This is a genomic window from Rhodococcus sp. H-CA8f (assembly GCF_002501585.1).
Lineage (GTDB): Bacteria > Actinomycetota > Actinomycetes > Mycobacteriales > Mycobacteriaceae > Rhodococcus_F > Rhodococcus_F erythropolis.
In genome coordinates, this window is sequence record NZ_CP023720.1 from 3,006,336 (window position 1) to 3,023,335 (window position 17,000).

Annotated in this window: 10 protein-coding genes; 4 read left to right on the top strand and 6 right to left on the bottom strand. The window is 64.3% G+C overall.

What is annotated here, in order from left to right; translation table 11 throughout:
* Positions 1-3: 3 nt before the first annotated feature.
* Entirely contained in the window at positions 4-1,245 is a 1,242-nt protein-coding gene (mshC, locus tag CPI83_RS14080) for a cysteine--1-D-myo-inosityl 2-amino-2-deoxy-alpha-D-glucopyranoside ligase (RefSeq protein WP_020969678.1), read from the top strand.
* A 57-nt stretch (positions 1,246-1,302) separates the two neighbouring features.
* On the opposite strand, the gene CPI83_RS14085 is transcribed toward mshC, so the two are convergent.
* The 6 genes from CPI83_RS14085 to CPI83_RS14115 all read right to left on the bottom strand — a co-directional run bounded on the left by CPI83_RS14085 (position 1,303) and on the right by CPI83_RS14115 (position 11,696).
* Complete coding sequence (locus CPI83_RS14085; protein ID WP_047888143.1) at positions 1,303-5,478, bottom strand: TIGR02680 family protein; 4,176 nt, start codon at positions 5,476-5,478, stop codon at positions 1,303-1,305.
* The gene (locus CPI83_RS14090; protein WP_097387354.1) at positions 5,475-6,917 is read right to left on the bottom strand and encodes a TIGR02678 family protein; all 1,443 of its coding nucleotides are present in this window, start codon (positions 6,915-6,917) and stop codon (positions 5,475-5,477) included. The genes CPI83_RS14085 and CPI83_RS14090 overlap by 4 nt, the downstream gene beginning before the upstream one ends.
* Positions 6,914-8,419, bottom strand: a complete 1,506-nt coding sequence (locus CPI83_RS14095; protein WP_019748531.1) for a TIGR02677 family protein — start codon at positions 8,417-8,419, stop codon at positions 6,914-6,916. The genes CPI83_RS14090 and CPI83_RS14095 overlap by 4 nt, the downstream gene beginning before the upstream one ends.
* Positions 8,420-8,452: 33 nt before the next feature.
* Positions 8,453-9,538 (bottom strand): hypothetical protein, encoded by a 1,086-nt coding sequence (locus CPI83_RS14100; protein WP_021333491.1) that lies wholly within the window; start codon positions 9,536-9,538, stop codon positions 8,453-8,455.
* A gap of 146 nt (positions 9,539-9,684) precedes the next feature.
* Positions 9,685-10,800: an MFS transporter gene (locus CPI83_RS14110; protein ID WP_164840877.1), complete on the bottom strand. Its 1,116-nt coding sequence runs from the start codon at positions 10,798-10,800 to the stop codon at positions 9,685-9,687.
* Positions 10,801-10,841: 41 nt separating this feature from the next.
* Positions 10,842-11,696 (bottom strand): PAC2 family protein, encoded by an 855-nt coding sequence (locus CPI83_RS14115; RefSeq protein WP_223257810.1) that lies wholly within the window; start codon positions 11,694-11,696, stop codon positions 10,842-10,844.
* A 168-nt stretch (positions 11,697-11,864) separates the two neighbouring features.
* On the opposite strand from CPI83_RS14115, the gene metH reads away from it, so the two are divergent.
* Genes metH through CPI83_RS14130 form a run of 3 tightly spaced genes read left to right on the top strand, consistent with a single transcriptional unit; the run spans position 11,865 to position 16,998 of the window.
* Positions 11,865-15,434 carry a methionine synthase gene (gene metH, locus CPI83_RS14120; protein ID WP_020907816.1) on the top strand — a complete coding sequence of 1,190 codons (3,570 nt, stop codon included), beginning with the start codon at positions 11,865-11,867 and terminating at the stop codon, positions 15,432-15,434.
* Positions 15,427-16,125: an HAD family phosphatase gene (locus CPI83_RS14125; RefSeq protein WP_003944849.1), complete on the top strand. Its 699-nt coding sequence runs from the start codon at positions 15,427-15,429 to the stop codon at positions 16,123-16,125. The genes metH and CPI83_RS14125 overlap by 8 nt, the downstream gene beginning before the upstream one ends.
* Positions 16,126-16,137: 12 nt before the next feature.
* Positions 16,138-16,998: a rhodanese-related sulfurtransferase gene (locus tag CPI83_RS14130; protein ID WP_003944828.1), complete on the top strand. Its 861-nt coding sequence runs from the start codon at positions 16,138-16,140 to the stop codon at positions 16,996-16,998.
* Positions 16,999-17,000: the final 2 nt, after the last annotated feature.

Below are 17,000 nucleotides of genomic sequence, written 5' to 3' on the forward strand. Positions count from 1 at the left end.
AGCATGCAGTCTTGGTCCGATACCGCACTCCCGTCCGTTCCCGGTCAGGGGCCGCCGTTGCGGCTGTACGACACAGCCGACCGTCAGGTTCGCCCCGTCACCCCGGGCAAGAAGGCGACGATGTACGTCTGCGGCATCACCCCGTACGACGCCACCCACCTCGGTCACGCGGCCACCTACCTCACGTTCGACCTCGTGAACCGCATCTGGCGCGACGCCGGACACGACGTCCATTACGTCCAGAACGTGACCGACGTGGACGACCCGCTGTTCGAGCGCGCAAATCGCGACGGCGAGGACTGGATCGTCCTCGGCATGCGTGAGACCGCGCTCTTCCGGGAGGACATGGAAGCGCTGCGCGTGCTTCCGCCGAAGGACTACATCGGCGCCGTCGAATCGGTGAACGAAGTAGTCGAGTTGGTGGAGAAATTCGTGGCGTCCGGCGCCGCGTACATCGTCGACGACGCGGAGTTCCCCGACGTCTACTTCCGCGCCGACGCGACCGAGCAGTTCGGCTACGAGTCGGGCTACGACCGCGCGACGATGGAGAAGTTCTTTGCCGAACGCGGCGGAGATCCCGATCGCGTCGGAAAGCGCAATCCGCTCGACGCACTCGTCTGGCGGGCGGAGCGTCCGGGCGAGCCCTCGTGGCCCTCACCCTTCGGGCCGGGGCGCCCCGGTTGGCACATCGAGTGCGCGGCCATTGCGCTCAACCGCATCGGCTCCGGCTTCGACGTCCAGGGCGGTGGCAGCGACCTGATCTTTCCGCATCACGAGTTCTCGGCAGCACATGCCGAATCGGCAACGGGTGATCGCCGTTTCGCGCGGCACTACGTGCACACCGGCATGATCGGCCTCGACGGCGAGAAGATGTCGAAGAGTCGCGGAAACCTCGTCTTCGTCTCGAAACTGCGCGGTGAAGGGGTCGATCCCGCAGCAATTCGTCTCGGATTGCTTTCCGGCCATTACCGCCAGGATCGCGCGTGGACCGATCAGGTCCTCGAGGATGCTCAGTCGCGTCTGAAGGTATGGCGCGAGGCAGCGGCTCTCGATTCCGCGCCGTCAGCCACCGACACTGTTGCGCGGTTGCGTCAGCATTTGGCCGACGATCTCGACACTCCGAAGGCGCTCGACGCGCTCGACGGTTGGGCACGGCGCGCCATCGAGGGCGGCGGATCCGACACGCAGGCACCCGGCGAGTTCGCCGATGCCGTCGACGCCCTACTGGGTATTTCGCTTCGCTGAACCCCTGCTGTGCGCCTTTATTAACCGCGGGCGGTTAATAAAGGCGCACAGCAGTTTCTAGGCGTAGTCCAACGCACCTTCGGCTGGTGTCGGCACCCGGCGCCGTAGCGGCGAGCCCAATGCCCGCGCCAGATCCGTTCCGTCGTGCTCGGCGAGTAGTTCACCGTTCGACCACACCAGCAGCGCGGCGCTGACAGCTTGTTCGGCCGTGGAGTGCGCGAGGTCGTAGTGCGCACAGCCGGGGACGTCTGCGTACGTGATCCACAGGTCGTAGCCGGTCATGAAGAGATCCAGGTCGAACTGAACGCTCAAGCCGAGCAGCTCGCTGCGTCCGTTGTCGTCGACACCGGCGAAGGCCTCGTCCAGTGCCAGCAGACGCGGGGCGTGCGGGTCGGCCGAGTCCAGCATGACGTGCGCCGCGGCGAACAAAGGAAGGTGCAGCGAAACCGACTGCTCGCCACCGGACAGCGCGCTGTGCCGCGCGACGGTAAGGCGGTCTTCCTTGCCCTCACCGCTGATGAGGGTGAACGAGAACACGCGCCACTGCCTGTAGTCGAGCGCCGAGGACAGGATTTCCGGGTACGAGCGTTCGGGGTGCGCCGCGCGGGCGGTACGGATCTGGGTCGCGAAATGAGCTCGCAGAGTAGCCAGTTCATCGACGCCGAGGGCTGACGCGTCTCGATCCAGGAGCTTGGAGATCGCCCGTGAGCTGTCGTCGAGGTTGTCGGCGAGCACCCAGTGAACGCCGATGGTGTTGCCCGAGGACATCCGACGCTCACGCATCTCCGTGCCCATCTGTGCGATCAACACGCGTGCATCGACCGTGCGCTCGTGGATCTGCTGAGCCAATCCGGTCAGCAGGGCATCTTCGAGAATGCGACGCTCGGATTCGGTGAGCAACTGCTCCTGATCGCCGCGAGCATCGTGGATCCGCGTTGCGAATTCACCGATCGACGAATAGCCCTGATCGTCCTGCACTCGTACGACGGTCAGTCCGTCCGGTGCATCCCATTGCAGACGGTAGTCCTGTCCGGCCGCTGCGAGTTGGGCGTCGAAGTCCTGCAACGCCGAGGTCAGTGCCGTGCGGGTTGCCTTGCGGGCACCGTCGGTGACGCGTACCGCCGAGGTCGCAGCCTCGAGCGCTCGGTACAACTTGTCGACGTCTTCGGGGAGGACGGGCGGGTGGGCCGCGTCCTCGCTGCGGTCTTCGTTCTGGATGCGGTAGACCAACTGATCGGGGCTCATCCACGCCGCTGAACTTGCCGGCCAGCTCAGATGTTCCTTGACGCCCAACAACTCGAGAAGGTCCGGGCGAGCATAGGGTGCGAGTCGCTCTGCATCACTGCGGGTTTCGGTCAGGGTGTGCCGCAACGTCTCGACGGCGGTGTTGTACGCACCCTCTGCCGTGCCGATCTGGAGGACCGCAGCGTCGTATGCCTTTCGTGCTGCACGCTGTTCGACCTTGCATTCTTCGATCTTCGCGCGGGCTTTTGCCAGGTCCAGGTCGATCTGCTCGGCGCTGGCCCCGAGAGTGTCGCGCAGTGTCTCGAGGCGCTGGACCTGCTGAAGCAGACTCTCCTCGGCGATGGCGGCTTCCTCGGCGAATTCCTCCGCATTGGCGCGTGATTCGTCGAGACGGTCGCGAGACTCGCGTTCGAGTTCGACTTCCTTGGCATGTTCGCGTCGGCAGCGCAGTGCCAGTTCACCCTGCTTCTCGAAATGACGGATCGCCGCCGCGAGGGAGTCGAGTTCACGGCCGATATGCGGGGTCCGGTGCTGCGACGCCGTCGCCCGGAGTTGCTTTTCCTTCGCCGCGAGATCGGCGATCGCCGCATCGAGTTCGCGTTGCGCTGTTTCCGTGGCCTCCGAGCGAGTGCGGAGTGCACCGGCGGATTCGGTGACAGTTTTGAGTGCGCGGAGGATCGACCCTGTCTTCGGTAATTCCTTTGCCGCAGAGTTGATTCGGCTCAGCTGCTCGTTGGTCTGCGTCACCAGTGCCTTGGCTGCATCGACTGCCGCGGCAAGTTCTTCCAGAGCCGCGTCGATCTCGGTGATCCGAGCTTCGCGTCGACGCGCCCGCGCTGTCGTGCCGATGTACTCGGCGTCGGCCTTGACGTGCCGGCCACGCGCGACGCCCTGCCAGAAGCGCCCGTCGACGCCGATCGCGACGCTGGCATCGGAGTCGCCCGGTGCCTCGACGAGACTGATCGACGCGAGAATGTCCTGTACCCGAGCGTCGGGTACGTCGGCATTGCCTTCGACCTCGAGGACGTCGGCCAGCGTTCGTCCCTTCGGGCGCTGCTTGACCGGCAGAGCGGTCAGGAACTGCTCACTGACGTGATCGGGAATCGTTTCGTCGGGGCAGACCCAGCCGTCCAGCAGATTTGCCGCCTGGAGTGCGGATTCGATTCCCGTAGCCACGTCTGGTTCGACTGAATCGGCGAAGCGCACCAGCTGCCACAGCGGCGCCCCACCCAGATCACTGCGGTTGTCGGTCCGTGCGTGGAAGGCCGGCGGAGCATCGTCATGTTCCGCCGAGACGGCCTTGCGCTCGGATTTCAGAGCTGCGATGGAGGCGTGTGATGCAGATATTTCAGCTTCGGCCTCACGACGTCGCTCGCGCAGCGTCTCGGTGCCTGCCTCGGTGTGCTCGGTGAGAACTGCGGACAGCGCCGGAGCGTCCTCGTCGCCGACCTCGGCGAGCGCCGCGTCGAGAGCCTCGAACAGCGACGTGTCCGCGCCGACAGCCGAAAACAGGGAGGAGTGATCGGTCCACCACGCGCGCAGCCCGCTGGCGCACTGACTGCGTGCGAGTTCCACGGCAGCTTCGCCTTCGAGCACAGCGGCCTTGGACGCTTCGAGCAGCTCTTGTCCACGGCGCGAGCTGTTCTCGGCCCGGGTTCGTTCGGTAGCGGCCTTCTCGACGGTCGCGAGCGCAGTGCGGACGACGCGTACGTCGCCGTCACGCTCCTCTGCATGGCCACGCACTGCTGCGGTGATCTGGTCGCTGCGTGAGCCGTCGGGCAGGGGAGTCCAGACGATGCCGGCGTCCTCGGCGGCTGCCTGCAGTTCGTCCTCGGCACGTGAGAGTGCCTCGGCTGCACGCTTGACCGACGATGCAGCCTTGTCGGCTTCGTCGCCGCGCTGCGCGAGTGCAGCCTGCGCCTTCCTCGACTTGTCTGCCTGTTGCTCGGTCGAGAGCTTGAGCGTCGAGACGGCCTGAGCGAGATCGTCGAGTTGCTGTTTGCCTTCGTAGGCGCTCGAGCGTTGCAACGCCTCGACATTGGCGCGCGCGTTCTCGAGTGCCTGCTCGGCCTGGTTGAAGCGCTCCTCGGCTGCTGCCCGGGCTTCACGGCTGCGGGTCTGGGCGAGCGACGACTCGTCCATGGCGGCAACGCCTCTGGTGACTGCTGCGAGGCGGGTGCTGACCTGTTCGATCTCTCCGCGCGACTGCTGACGCAGGTACTTGGTGTAGACGCCGATGAAACTCTGCGCTGCCTGATCGGCGGCTGCGAGCCCCTCGAGAGCGCGGCCGACCTCTTCCATATCGCTGAACGAACGTGCAGCTTCGAGGACGAGTTGGTCGTCGAGTGGACGGAGGCCGTCGGTGAGCGCTTGGGAAAGGCCCTTCGGATCAAGGTTCTTCGCGAGCTGGGGACGGCGAAGCGTGAGAATGAGATTGATCAGCTGGTCGTAGCGCTGCACTCCGAGACCGAACATTCGCGCGTCGATCGCGGTGCGGTAGTCGAGGGGACGGTCGGTGATGGAATCGCTGCCGAGTTGTTCGGCCAACTGCTTCTTGGTGAGAGGACGATCGTCGTTGCCGATCAGCGAGAAGTCGACTCCGACGCGGCCGTCGGCGACGAAGTACCAGCGGGTGACCTTGTCGTTGGTGCGGGTTGCCCGCATGCCGATGCCCACGGTCACCGACTCGGGATCTTCGAGGGAGCCGCGGCAGAACTCCATCCACACGTAGGAGTGCGCGCTGTCCTGGCCCCGGTAGAGCAGGTTGGACTTCATCGTGCGCTCTTCACCGGCGAAGGGGTTGAGGCGCCGCGGTTCGATGCGGCCGTCGAAAACGAACGGGAACAAGACCTCGAGGGCCTTGGTCTTGCCGGATCCGTTTGGCCCTCGTAGGACCAGTCGACCGTCGGCGAACGAGAACTCCTGGTCTCGGTAATCCCAGAGGTTGATGATTCCAGCCCGAGTAGGTCGGAAGCGGGCGTTGCTCATACGTTCTCTACCTCTGATAGTTCGCCGTTGGTGGAAGATTCGGGGCCGAATTCGTCGACCGGATCCGGTGCGGAGTTGTCTACCGCGAAGTCGATCTGAGGATCGCGTTCGCGTACGGAGACCACGACGTCGCGGTACCGGGCAAGGACGGGCAACACCAGTACGCCGCCGTCGACCGCATGCGTCAGGCGCAGACGTTGCAGCAACCCGAGCGCCTGCTTGCGCAGCCCGTTGTGATCGGCCTGCCATTGCGCTGCGAACGTGCGACCGAACTGGTCCACCAACTCGGTGACCTTGTCGGCGAGCCAGTCGTCGTCGATCATCGGGTACGTGACGGGTTCCGGGGGCTCGGCTGGTTCGCCGGCAGGCAGCACGAAATCGTCGTCCTCGTCGGCGAGGTCCTCGAAGATCCCGGCCTCAGGGATGGCGGCATCGAGTTGTTCGATCAGGTGATCGTCCGACACGTGCGGGATCGGAAGTTTCGACAGCTCCGGAGCGTCGACGTCGAGTACGCGGTCGGCAATCTCGCCGGCGAGGAGTAGAGCTACCTGGGCGATAGTTCCGGTGCTCGGGAAGCGGACGTCGGAGAGGCGACCGGTGGGATCGATCATCGCGATTCCCTCGGCGCGACGCTCGGCCACCAACCCCGTCAGTAGTTCGACTTCCGACGCGGTCTTGGGCTGCGCCAAGGCGATCAATTCGTGCTGATCGAGTTCACCCGCCAGTACGACCGGCCGCTCGACCAGAGCCCGACGCACTCGGCGTCCGATCTCTTTCGCGTCCACAGGAATTCCGTCGTCCTCGGCAGCGCTCGAGGTCTCCGTGGCCAGGAGTCCGCGGATGGAGTGCAGGTGCTGCAGGGCGCGCGGCGGACGGAACAGGGCTACGACGACGGAACGGTCGATGTCGTAGAGCGCTTCTCCCGCTTCGGGATTGGACGCCCAGCCGTTTGCGTCACCGTCGGCGAGTGCGATGGCGCCTCTGACGCCGAGCCAGCCCACTGCGTCGACGAAGGCGTCGCGGTCCGACGCACGATCGGTGGAGAGTTCGACGCCGTCCACTTGCGCAGCGTCAGCCGCGACGTGATCCGCCAACTCCGACAACGTGATCTGGTTCCCGGCGCGGCCCAACGCGGCCAGGCACAACGCCAGGTAGGCGTAACGCGTGCGATCGAAGGTTCGCTCGGAGGCAGTTCGGGCCGGTGCCGACGGGTTGAGTCGATCCGACACCGTGAACAGGCGCGCGGTGGTCTCCGTCACCTCGAGGCGGTAGCCGAACAGTTCGAGTAGGTCGTCACGCAGCTCGGTGGCCCAACGGCGCAAGAGCGGCAACGCAATTCGATCCGGGTACGTCGAGGTAATCAGGTGGTTGGACAGGATCACTCGCGCCGCGCGTTGATACAAGTCGAGGGCAAGGGGCGTGATCTCGCGAGCTCTCATCGAACACTGACCTCGATGCCGTCGAGGTGCATACGCCCGCGGGCGGTCTTGATGGTGGTCGAACCGTCCGAGGGACTGAGCGTCAGCTTCACCCCGTTCTCACTACCGGTGGAACTCTTGACGCGTCCCACCACCGGAACACGCGCGGTCAGTGCTGCATTGAGCAGACTCAGCAAAACTTCGGTCTCCTGCTCGTTGAGTTCACGCTGATAGACGCCGTTGGACGCGAGTGATTGCGCCGCAGCGCTGCGCGTACGTTGCGCTGCCAACTGCTCTTCGCGTAGGCGGCGGATGCTGCCGTCGTTGCGGGCGACCTTGCTCGGCAATCCTGGTGAGGGCGGGCGACCGGTTTCGGCGAGTGTTCGCGCGATCTCGACCGGCGGTGCCTCCCACCACGAACGTGAGTGAGAAATGATGTCGGCGTCCGGATGCACCATCGAGAGGTGGCGTGGACGGCCGAGGTCGAACACTGCCTGGAACAGAGCATGAGCTGCGTCTTCGGACGGCGTGGCGGCGAACCAGCCGGCGAGGTGCCGGAGCTGGCTCTCGCGGCTGACGCCGCCGCGACGGGTTTCCGTGACGCGGCGAAGGAGCGCCAGAACCGCGGCGATCGCGCTCATCGTGCCCTCACGTAGACGCTCGGACTCGCTGATCCCCGATTCCGCGGAGACGAACCAGGCGGTCAATCCTCGCCAACGCGCAGCCCAGTCGTCTTCGCGTTCGGTGATCGGGACGAACACCCGTTCGTCACTGGCGGCGGCGAGGCGGATCATGCGATCGACCCCGGTGGATTCGACGTGCTCGATCGCTTCCTTGAGCTTGGGGGCGTAGCGCGCCAGATCGGAGCTGAACTCCCGCATGTGCGTGAGCAGAGCGTCCTTGTGCGTGAGGAAAGCCTGCGGAGTGATCTCCGTGGTCCGTACGAGGTCGCCGAGGGTCAGATAGAAGTGCGCGGCTCGATCGGCCATGTCGGAGAGCGTCGAGTCGAGGCGCTTGAGCTTGCGGAAGATCAGGTCGCCGTCGGAGCTTCGGTTGGCCTCGGCGAGTTCGGACATGTCTGCGAGCAGGTCCGGCAGAGCGAGGCGCGAGAGCGAGGCCGAGTCCAGGCGTGCGGCGAGTACGTCTTCGACTGATCGATAGACCTGGTATCCGGCCTGACCGAACTGGTAGACGAAGTGGCGATTGCGGTACTCGGCCAGCGTGGCCGCGCGGGTGCCGTCGTAGCTGCGCTCGAGGATCTCCCACACATGGAGCTGATCCAACAGGGGAGTGACCTCTGCTGCCGACAGATCGGCCGCCGGATCCGATCCACCGATCTTCTCGAGGATTTGCGCGACGGCTCCGGCATGCAGCAGGACGGTGTAGTTGGCGCGAGCATGGTCGAAGGCACGAAGTACCCAGAGGTACTCGGCCCGTTTTTCCGCGATCGTGAACGAAAACAGCTTCAGTCGATTGGTGTCGGCGTACGCGGCGTAATCGGGCGCACTCGTTTCTTCCACCATGACAGGGTAGGCGAGAGACGCCCCCTCTTTTTCCTACGGGCGATCCGTAGCAGGGGATGCGGCGCGTCGCCACTGCGATTCGTTCTCGATCATCCATGTGAGCAGGTGCTCGGCCGCCGCCTCGTCGGAGTCCGGGCCGACCAGCAGATCGGCGAACGCTTGGCTGGGGGCGACGATGCGGATGCCGTCGCGGGTGAGCAATCGGTCGAAGGCAGACGGTGAGAGGGGAGCGGTGATCCACACGTCACCGCCGGATTCCACACGCCGTAGTCCGAGAGCGTCGGCGAACTGATCGACGTTGTCGGCATGGAAGTGGGCACGTCGAGTGGGCGCGTACCGAGCAAAGGGTGCCGCCGCTATCGATGCGGTACCGGCGTAGATGTGACCGCTGAGCTGACGCAGTTGATCGAAGAGTGCTTCCAACCCGTCCGGCGCGTGAAAGCCGTGAGGCGTCGGCGCTTTGGCGCCGGCTTCAGCCGCCCATTCACGAAGCATCTTCGGCCAGCGGACGTCACCGATCCCACCGCGGGGGAGCCTGGTCACCAGTTCACGATCCGACAGTGTCTGAACCACCCGATAGGTTGCTCCCGTCGACGCACCGGCCAGGCGCACCAAGGCAGTGATCGCCAGTGGCGCCGCGAAATCGGCAAGCGCACGCACGACGCGAGCTGACGGATCGCCCGTCAGTTGTCCGGAAGGACGTCCGGGCCCCCGCCACGGATCGGCGTCGGCTCCGCGTCCACGCACCCAGACGGCGGGTCGATCAGCGGTCAACGACACATTGCCCGTGGCGTCTGCGTACGAGATCGCGTGGGAATCGAGCTGCCGGCGGACCGGCTCGGAGAGATATTTTGCGCACACGAAGCCGGGTTGACCGGTGGGGAAGCGATCGGCGATACCGGGAACGTCACTGCTCAGGACACCGTGAGCGGCGTAGACGCCGAATTTGGCCACCGAACCGTCAGGGGAGCGGAGGTCGAGTCGGAGTGGAGCCTCGGACAGGTCAGGGGAGCGCTGCGTCGACAAAGACCAGGTAGGAGGCAAATTTTCTTCGATGACGGCAACCGATCGCCGAAAAATGTCGATCGGCCGTTCCGGTTCCGACTCAGATTCGCTCATGTTCCAATGGTATCAATATCTGTCGACGACGGAAACACAAGATTTTCCGAATAATGTTCGACCTGAAAGCATCGCGACAACGGTGGTCGCTTTCGCCGACAAACTCACTACCTACACAACTTCAAATTCGAAACTGCCGAGACCGATCAGCGTTGCTTCGGCATGATCAGGGGAGCGACGACGGCGAGCAATAGTGCGGGGATCAGGAAGCTCGCGGCAGGCGAAGAGTCGTAAATCGGTGTCAGGGCCAGGGGAGCAAGAGCGGCGCCGCCGAAGCGCATCGCTTGGACAACGGACACGGCGCCGCCACGGTTGGGCCCCGCGGATCCGAGCACCGCCGCGTTGACGCCGACAAGGACGAACTGGCTCGCGACGCCTGCGACAAACCATGCGATCGCGATCACCGGCACCAAGCCGGCGAGGCCGACGACGGAGACCAGAACTGCTCCGCCCAGGGCGCCGATCATCACGGAGGAGCGTGCGCCGATGCGATCGATGAGGATTCCGATGCGCCGGGCCGAGAGGATGCCGGCCACGCCGAAGACGGTGAGCAGTAGGCCGCGGACGGTGGGGGACAGTCCGAACTCGTCTTCGAAGCGGAAGGCGAGCAGGAAGCTCAGTCCACCGAGGGCGCCCCAGCCGAGCAATGCAGCGATACCGATGCGGAGCACTTCGGGGCGTAATGCATCGCGGAGACGGGCGGGAGTAGTCGCTGCCGGTGCTTCGGACTTCGGAAGTCCGACGGCTCCCAGGATGCCCGCGACCACTGCGATGACGAGAAAGGCCAGACGCCAGTCGAATTCGGCCGCCAGTCCGCCGATCAACGGAGCCGACGACTGCCCTGCAGCCTGGAACGCGCCGAAGGCACCGAGGGCTCGACCCAACCGAGCCTGCGGAGTTGCGGCCGCCAACGAAGCAAGCAGCAGTGGCGTGGTGAATGCGTTCGCGGAGCCCTGCAGTACCCGGGCGGCCAGGAAGATCTCGAGTGTCGGGGCGAGGAAGCATGCCAACGACGCGAAGACATAGACGCCGTATGCGATCCGCACCGTCCGGACCTTGCCCCACCGTGTCCCGAGCGTCCCCGACACCAACATCAGAGCGGCGAAGGGGAGCAGGTACGCGGTGAGGGAGGAGGCGGCCGCCGACGGGCCGACCCCTAGATCGTCACCGATCTCGGGGAGGATCGAAGCAACCACGCCGCCGCCGAACGGGCCGAGGAACCCGCCGGCGTACAGCGCGATCAGTTGAAGCCGGAGGCGCAGTGGGCGCTGCGTACTTCCACCTTCTTCTGGAGTGTTCTTGCTCACAGTCCGAAGCTGCCGGGGCCTCGCCGTCTGAGGTAGCGCTCGAATTCCGCCGCGATGGCGTCGCCGTCGATCTTGGAGATTGCTTCGCTGATGTCGGTTTCGGCGTCTCCGCGCTCTTCCAGGGTGCGCACGTATTCGCCGATTTCCTCGTCGTCCGCGGTCATTTCGTTGACCGCTTCCTCCCAATCCTCCGACTGAGCTGGGAGTTCACCGAGGGGGACCTCGATGTCGAGAACATCCTCGACTCGTTGAAGGAGGGCCACTGTGGCCTTCGGGTTGGGTGGCTGCGAGACGTAGTGCGGAACCGCTGCCCAGAACGAAATAGCGGGTACACCAGCACGAACGCATTCGTCCTGAAGAACTCCGGTGATGCCTGTCGGGCCTTCGTATCGGGTCTGTTCGAGGTTGAATCGTGCCGCGGATTCGCTGCTGTACGCCGTGCCCGTGACCGGCACCGGGCGGGTGTGCGGAGTATCGGCGAGCAGGGCCCCGAGGATGACCACGGTCTTGACGTTCAGTTGGTCGATCAACTCGAGCAGATCCTCGCAGAAACTGCGCCACCGCATGTTGGGTTCGATCCCGCGAAGAAGGACGATGTCGCTCTCACTGCCTGGAGGCGAACAGACCGACAAACGTGTTGCCGGCCACACGATTTCGCGAGTGACACCGTCGACCTGACGGACCGTGGGACGGTTGACCTGGTAGTCGTAGTAGTCCTCGGAATCGAGTTCGGCGAGCGGCTGGGCATCCCAGATCAGCTCGAGATGTTCGACCGCACCGCTGGCTGCGTCACCGGCGTCGTTCCAGCCCTCGAAAGCTGCAACGAGGATGGGATCACGTAGGACAGGGATGTCGCCCTCGAGGCGGTCGCTGCTGTCGACGGCAAAGCCGTCAGGGCTCTCGAAGGCCGCGGAATCGTCGAAATCGACCGGGCCGTCGGGAGTGACGGGGAACTCACTTGGACTCACCCACCCAGCCTACGGCCAGAGCTTGTCGGTGCGCCCACTACTCTGGACGGCATGTCTGCCCCATTTAACTCTGCCCTGCTTGATGCGCTGAAACAGCGCGTTGTCATCGGCGACGGAGCGATGGGCACCATGTTGCAGGCCGCGGACCTCACCCTGGACGACTTCCTCGGCCTCGAGGGGTGCAATGAGATCCTCAACGACACCCGTCCCGACGTGCTCAAAGACATCCACCGTGCGTACTTCGCCGCTGGTGCCGATGCCGTCGAGACCAACACCTTCGGTTGCAACCTGCCCAACCTCGCCGACTACGACATCTCTCACCGGATCCGCGAACTCGCGGAAAAAGGCACTGCTCTCGCCCGTGAAGTAGCGGACGAGATGGGACCAGGCCGCGACGGCATGGCCCGATTCGTACTCGGCTCGATGGGACCGGGAACCAAGCTCCCCAGCCTCGGACACGCACCGTACGCAGTCCTTCGTGACGCGTACACCGAAGCTGCGCTCGGCATGATCGACGGTGGCGCCGACGCCATCCTCGTCGAAACCTGCCAGGACCTGCTTCAGGTGAAGGCGGCCATTCTCGGCAGTCAGCGCGCGATGGAGCAACTCGGACTGCGGTTGCCGATCATCACGCACGTGACGGTAGAGACAACTGGAACGATGCTCCTGGGCAGTGAGATCGGTGCGGCGCTGACGGCACTCGAGCCACTCGGTATCGACATGATCGGCCTGAACTGTGCCACCGGGCCGGCCGAGATGAGCGAACATCTCCGGCACCTGTCCAAGTACTCGACGCTGCCGGTGTCGGTCATGCCCAATGCCGGTCTGCCGCAGCTCGGCCCCAAGGGCGCCGAGTACCCGCTGACCGCCGACGAATTGGCCGAAGCCCTCAGTGGTTTCGTTTCCGAGTTCGGACTCGGCCTCGTAGGCGGCTGCTGCGGTACGACACCCGAGCACATCAGCGCGGTCGCCGACGCGGTCCGTCAGGTCGAGAAGGCCCAGCGCACCCCGATCCACGAGCCGAGTACCTCTTCGCTGTACTCGGCGGTGCCGTTCGAGCAGGACGCCAGCATCCTGATGATCGGTGAACGCACGAACTCCAACGGCTCCAAGGCTTTCCGTGAGGCAATGCTCTCCGCGGACTACCAGAAGTGCCTGGACATCGCCAAGGACCAGACCCGCGACGGCGCACACATGCTCGACCTCAACGTCGACTACGTGGGCCGCGACGGTGCCGCCGACATGTCGGAACTGGCCAGCCGTCTGGCGACGTCCTCGACGCTGCCGATCATGCTCGACTCCACCGAGCCTGCCGTGTTGCAGGCCGGTCTCGAACACCTCGGTGGCCGCTGCGCTGTCAACTCCGTCAACTACGAGGACGGCGCCGGCCCCGAATCGCGTTTTCACAAGATCATGACGTTGGTCAAGGAGCACGGCGCGGCAGTCGTCGCCCTGACCATCGACGAAGAGGGCCAGGCTCGCACCGCCGAGACCAAGGTCGCCATCGCCAAGCGTCTGATCGAGGACATCAAGGGAAACTGGGGACTCGCCGAGTCCGATATCATCGTCGACGCCTTGACCTTCCCCATCTCCACCGGTCAGGAAGAGGTGCGACGCGACGGCATCGAGACCATCGAAGCCATCCGTCAGCTCAAGGCTGCGTACCCGGAACTGCACTTCACCCTGGGTATCTCGAACATTTCGTTCGGTTTGAACCCGGCGGCACGTCAGGTCCTCAACTCGGTGTTCCTGCACGAGTGCACCGAGGCCGGTCTGGACACGGCGATCGTTCACGCGTCCAAGATTCTGCCGATGGCGCGAATTCCGGACGAGCAGCGTGAAACCGCACTCGACCTGGTCTACGACCGTCGTAGCGAGGGCTACGACCCGCTGCAGAAGCTGATGGCTCTGTTCGAGGGTGTCTCGGCTGCGTCGGCGCGCGAGTCCCGTGCGCAGGAACTCGCCGGACTTCCGTTGTTCGACCGGCTCGAGCGTCGCATCGTCGACGGCGAGCGCAACGGCCTCGACGACGATCTCACCGAAGCGATGACGGTCAAGTCCCCGATCGAAATCATCAACGAGACACTGCTTTCGGGCATGAAGACCGTCGGTGAACTGTTCGGTTCCGGACAGATGCAGTTGCCGTTCGTTCTGCAGTCCGCCGAGGTCATGAAGGCAGCAGTTGCGTTCCTCGAGCCGCACATGGAAGCGACGGACGACGACGGCAAGGGCCGCCTCGTCATTGCGACGGTCAAGGGCGACGTCCACGATATCGGTAAGAACCTTGTCGACATCATCTTGAGTAACAACGGTTACGACGTCGTGAACCTCGGCATCAAGCAGCCCATCGCGACCATTCTCGATGCTGCGATCGAGCACAAGGCCGATGTCATCGGCATGTCCGGACTGCTCGTGAAGTCGACAGTGGTCATGAAGGACAACCTCAAGGAACTGAACTCTCGCGGTGTCTCGGAACAGTTCCCGGTTTTGCTGGGTGGTGCCGCGCTGACGCGTTCGTACGTCGAGAACGATCTGCAGGAGGTGTACGAGGGCGACGTCAGCTATGCCCGCGACGCTTTCGAGGGTCTGAACTTGATGGACCAGATCATGACGACCAAGCGCGGCGGCGGCCCGGCGCCGGACAGCCCAGAGGCCATCGCTGCTCGCGAGAAGGCTGCCGAGCGTAAGGCTCGTCACGAGCGTTCCAAGCGCATCGCCGAAAAGCGTAAAGCTGCAGCGGTTCCCGTCGTCCTGCCGGAGCGTTCCGATGTCGCTACCGACATTGCGGTGCCGACACCGCCGTTCTGGGGCTCGCGCATCGTCAAGGGAATCTCTCTGTCCGAGTACTCGGGGCTGCTCGACGAGCGCGCTCTCTTCCTCGGCCAGTGGGGCCTTCGCGGTCAGCGCAAGGGCGACGGTCCGACGTACGAGGAACTGGTCGAGTCGGAAGGCCGTCCGCGGCTCCGGTACTGGCTCGATCGGCTGACGTCCGAGGGCATTCTCGCGCACGCCGCGGTTGTGTACGGCTACTTCCCGGCGATCTCGGAGGGCGATGACGTCATCGTGCTCACCGAACCGAAACCGGATGCACCTGAACGGTTCCGGTTCACCTACCCGCGTCAGCATCGCGACCGTTTCCTGTGCATCGCTGACTTCGTGCGCTCGCGTAAGGAAGCAGAAGCGACCGGCCAGGTGGACGTTCTTCCGTTCCAGTTGGTGACGATGGGTCAGCCGATCGCGGACTTCGCCAACGAGTTGTTCGCGTCGAACTCGTACCGTGATTACCTCGAAGTTCACGGAATCGGCGTCCAGCTCACGGAATCTCTGGCCGAGTACTGGCATCGACGCGTTCGTGAAGAGCTTGTGCTTCCCGAGGGGCATACCGTCGCGGAGCAGGACCCGACCGAGGTTGCCGGCTACTTCGATCTCGAGTACCGCGGCGCTCGTTACTCGTTCGGATACGGCGCGTGCCCGGACCTCGAGGATCGTGCCAAGTTGGTGGCGTTGCTCGAACCCGAGCGAATCGGCGTCGAATTGTCCGAAGAACTGCAGCTGCATCCCGAGCAGTCCACGGACGCTTTTGTCCTGCACCACCCGGAAGCAAAGTATTTCAATGTCTGAGTTGTTGACCGAGGTATCCGAATCGACCCTCGGTGGTGTCCTGTGGGACATGGACGGCACCCTGCTCGATTCGGAGAAGCTGTGGGACATCGCGCTTCGTGAGTTGTCCCTACGCCTGGGCGGACCGATGACGGAAGCGACACGCATCGCCGTCATCGGTGCGTCGAGCCCCTTCGCTCTGGCGACGGTGTTCGACGCGCTCGGCCTGGAGAAGCATCCCGATGCCGTCGCCGAGGCGAAGGACTGGATGTACACCCGCGTCGGCGATCTGTTCGAGGACGGCGTGACCTGGCGGCCGGGTGCTCGCGATGCACTGGCGACCGTGCGTGACGGTGGTCTGCGTTCTGCGCTGGTCACCAACACCGAGCGAGTACTGGTCGATCGGGCACTCGGCATGCTCGGCCGTGAATTCTTCGACCACTCGGTGTGCGGCGACGAGGTTCCCAACGGAAAACCGGCGGCGGATCCGTACCTGCGCGGAGCGCATCTACTCGGACTCGAGCCGGCGCAGTGCCTCGCCATCGAGGACTCGCCGACCGGTACTGCGTCGGCAAGCGCCGCGGGTTGCGCGGTGCTCGTCGTTCCGTGTGAGGTCGATGTCCCGGCCGGCCCTGGACGCGTGTTTCGAGAGTCTCTGGTGGACTTGTCCATTCACGATCTTCACGACGTTCACTCGAGCGCGGCACGTTAGGCGGGATTTGCTGTGGCTATTCCGAAAATTGTTCTGTTCTACCAGTTCACGCCGTTGGCGGACCCGGAAGCTATCAAGCTGTGGCAGCACAGCCTGGCCGAGTCCAACAACCTGACGGGCCGAATCATCGTCTCGCCTCACGGAATCAATGCGACGGTCGGCGGAGACATCGAGGATGTCAAGCGATACGTCCGCGGAACGCGTGGCTACGAGCCGTTCCGTACCGCTGACATCAAGTGGTCGGACGGACTCGGAAACGACTTCCCTCGCCTCAGCGTCAAGGCTCGCTCGGAGATCGTGACGTTCGGAGCCCCCGACGAGCTGAAAGTCGACGAGAACGGTGTTGTCGGTGGCGGAGTTCATCTGGCGCCCAAGGAACTACACGAACTCGTCGACAGTCGCGGTGACGACGTTGTGTTCTTCGACGGCCGCAACGCCTTCGAAGCCGAGATCGGCCGCTTCCGGGATGCGGTAGTTCCGGACGTCGCCACCACCCGCGATTTCGTCGACGAACTCGACAGTGGAAAATACGACCATCTCAAGGGCAAAGCCGTAGTCACGTACTGTACTGGCGGAGTGCGCTGTGAGGTGTTGTCTTCGCTGATGCGCTCACGTGGCTTCGACGAGGTCTACCAGTTGGACGGCGGAATCGTCCGTTACGGCGAGACTTTCGGCGACCGGGGCCTCTGGGACGGCTCCCTGTACGTGTTCGACAAGCGGATGAACATCGAGTTCTCATCCGAAGCCAAGACACTCGGCGTGTGTGTCGATTGTGGTACTCCGACACCGCGGTACCGCAATCGGATCGACGGCGACGGCCGCACCCTCGAATTGCTCTGCGAGAGTTGTTCACCAGACCTCGAGCAGGACTGAGC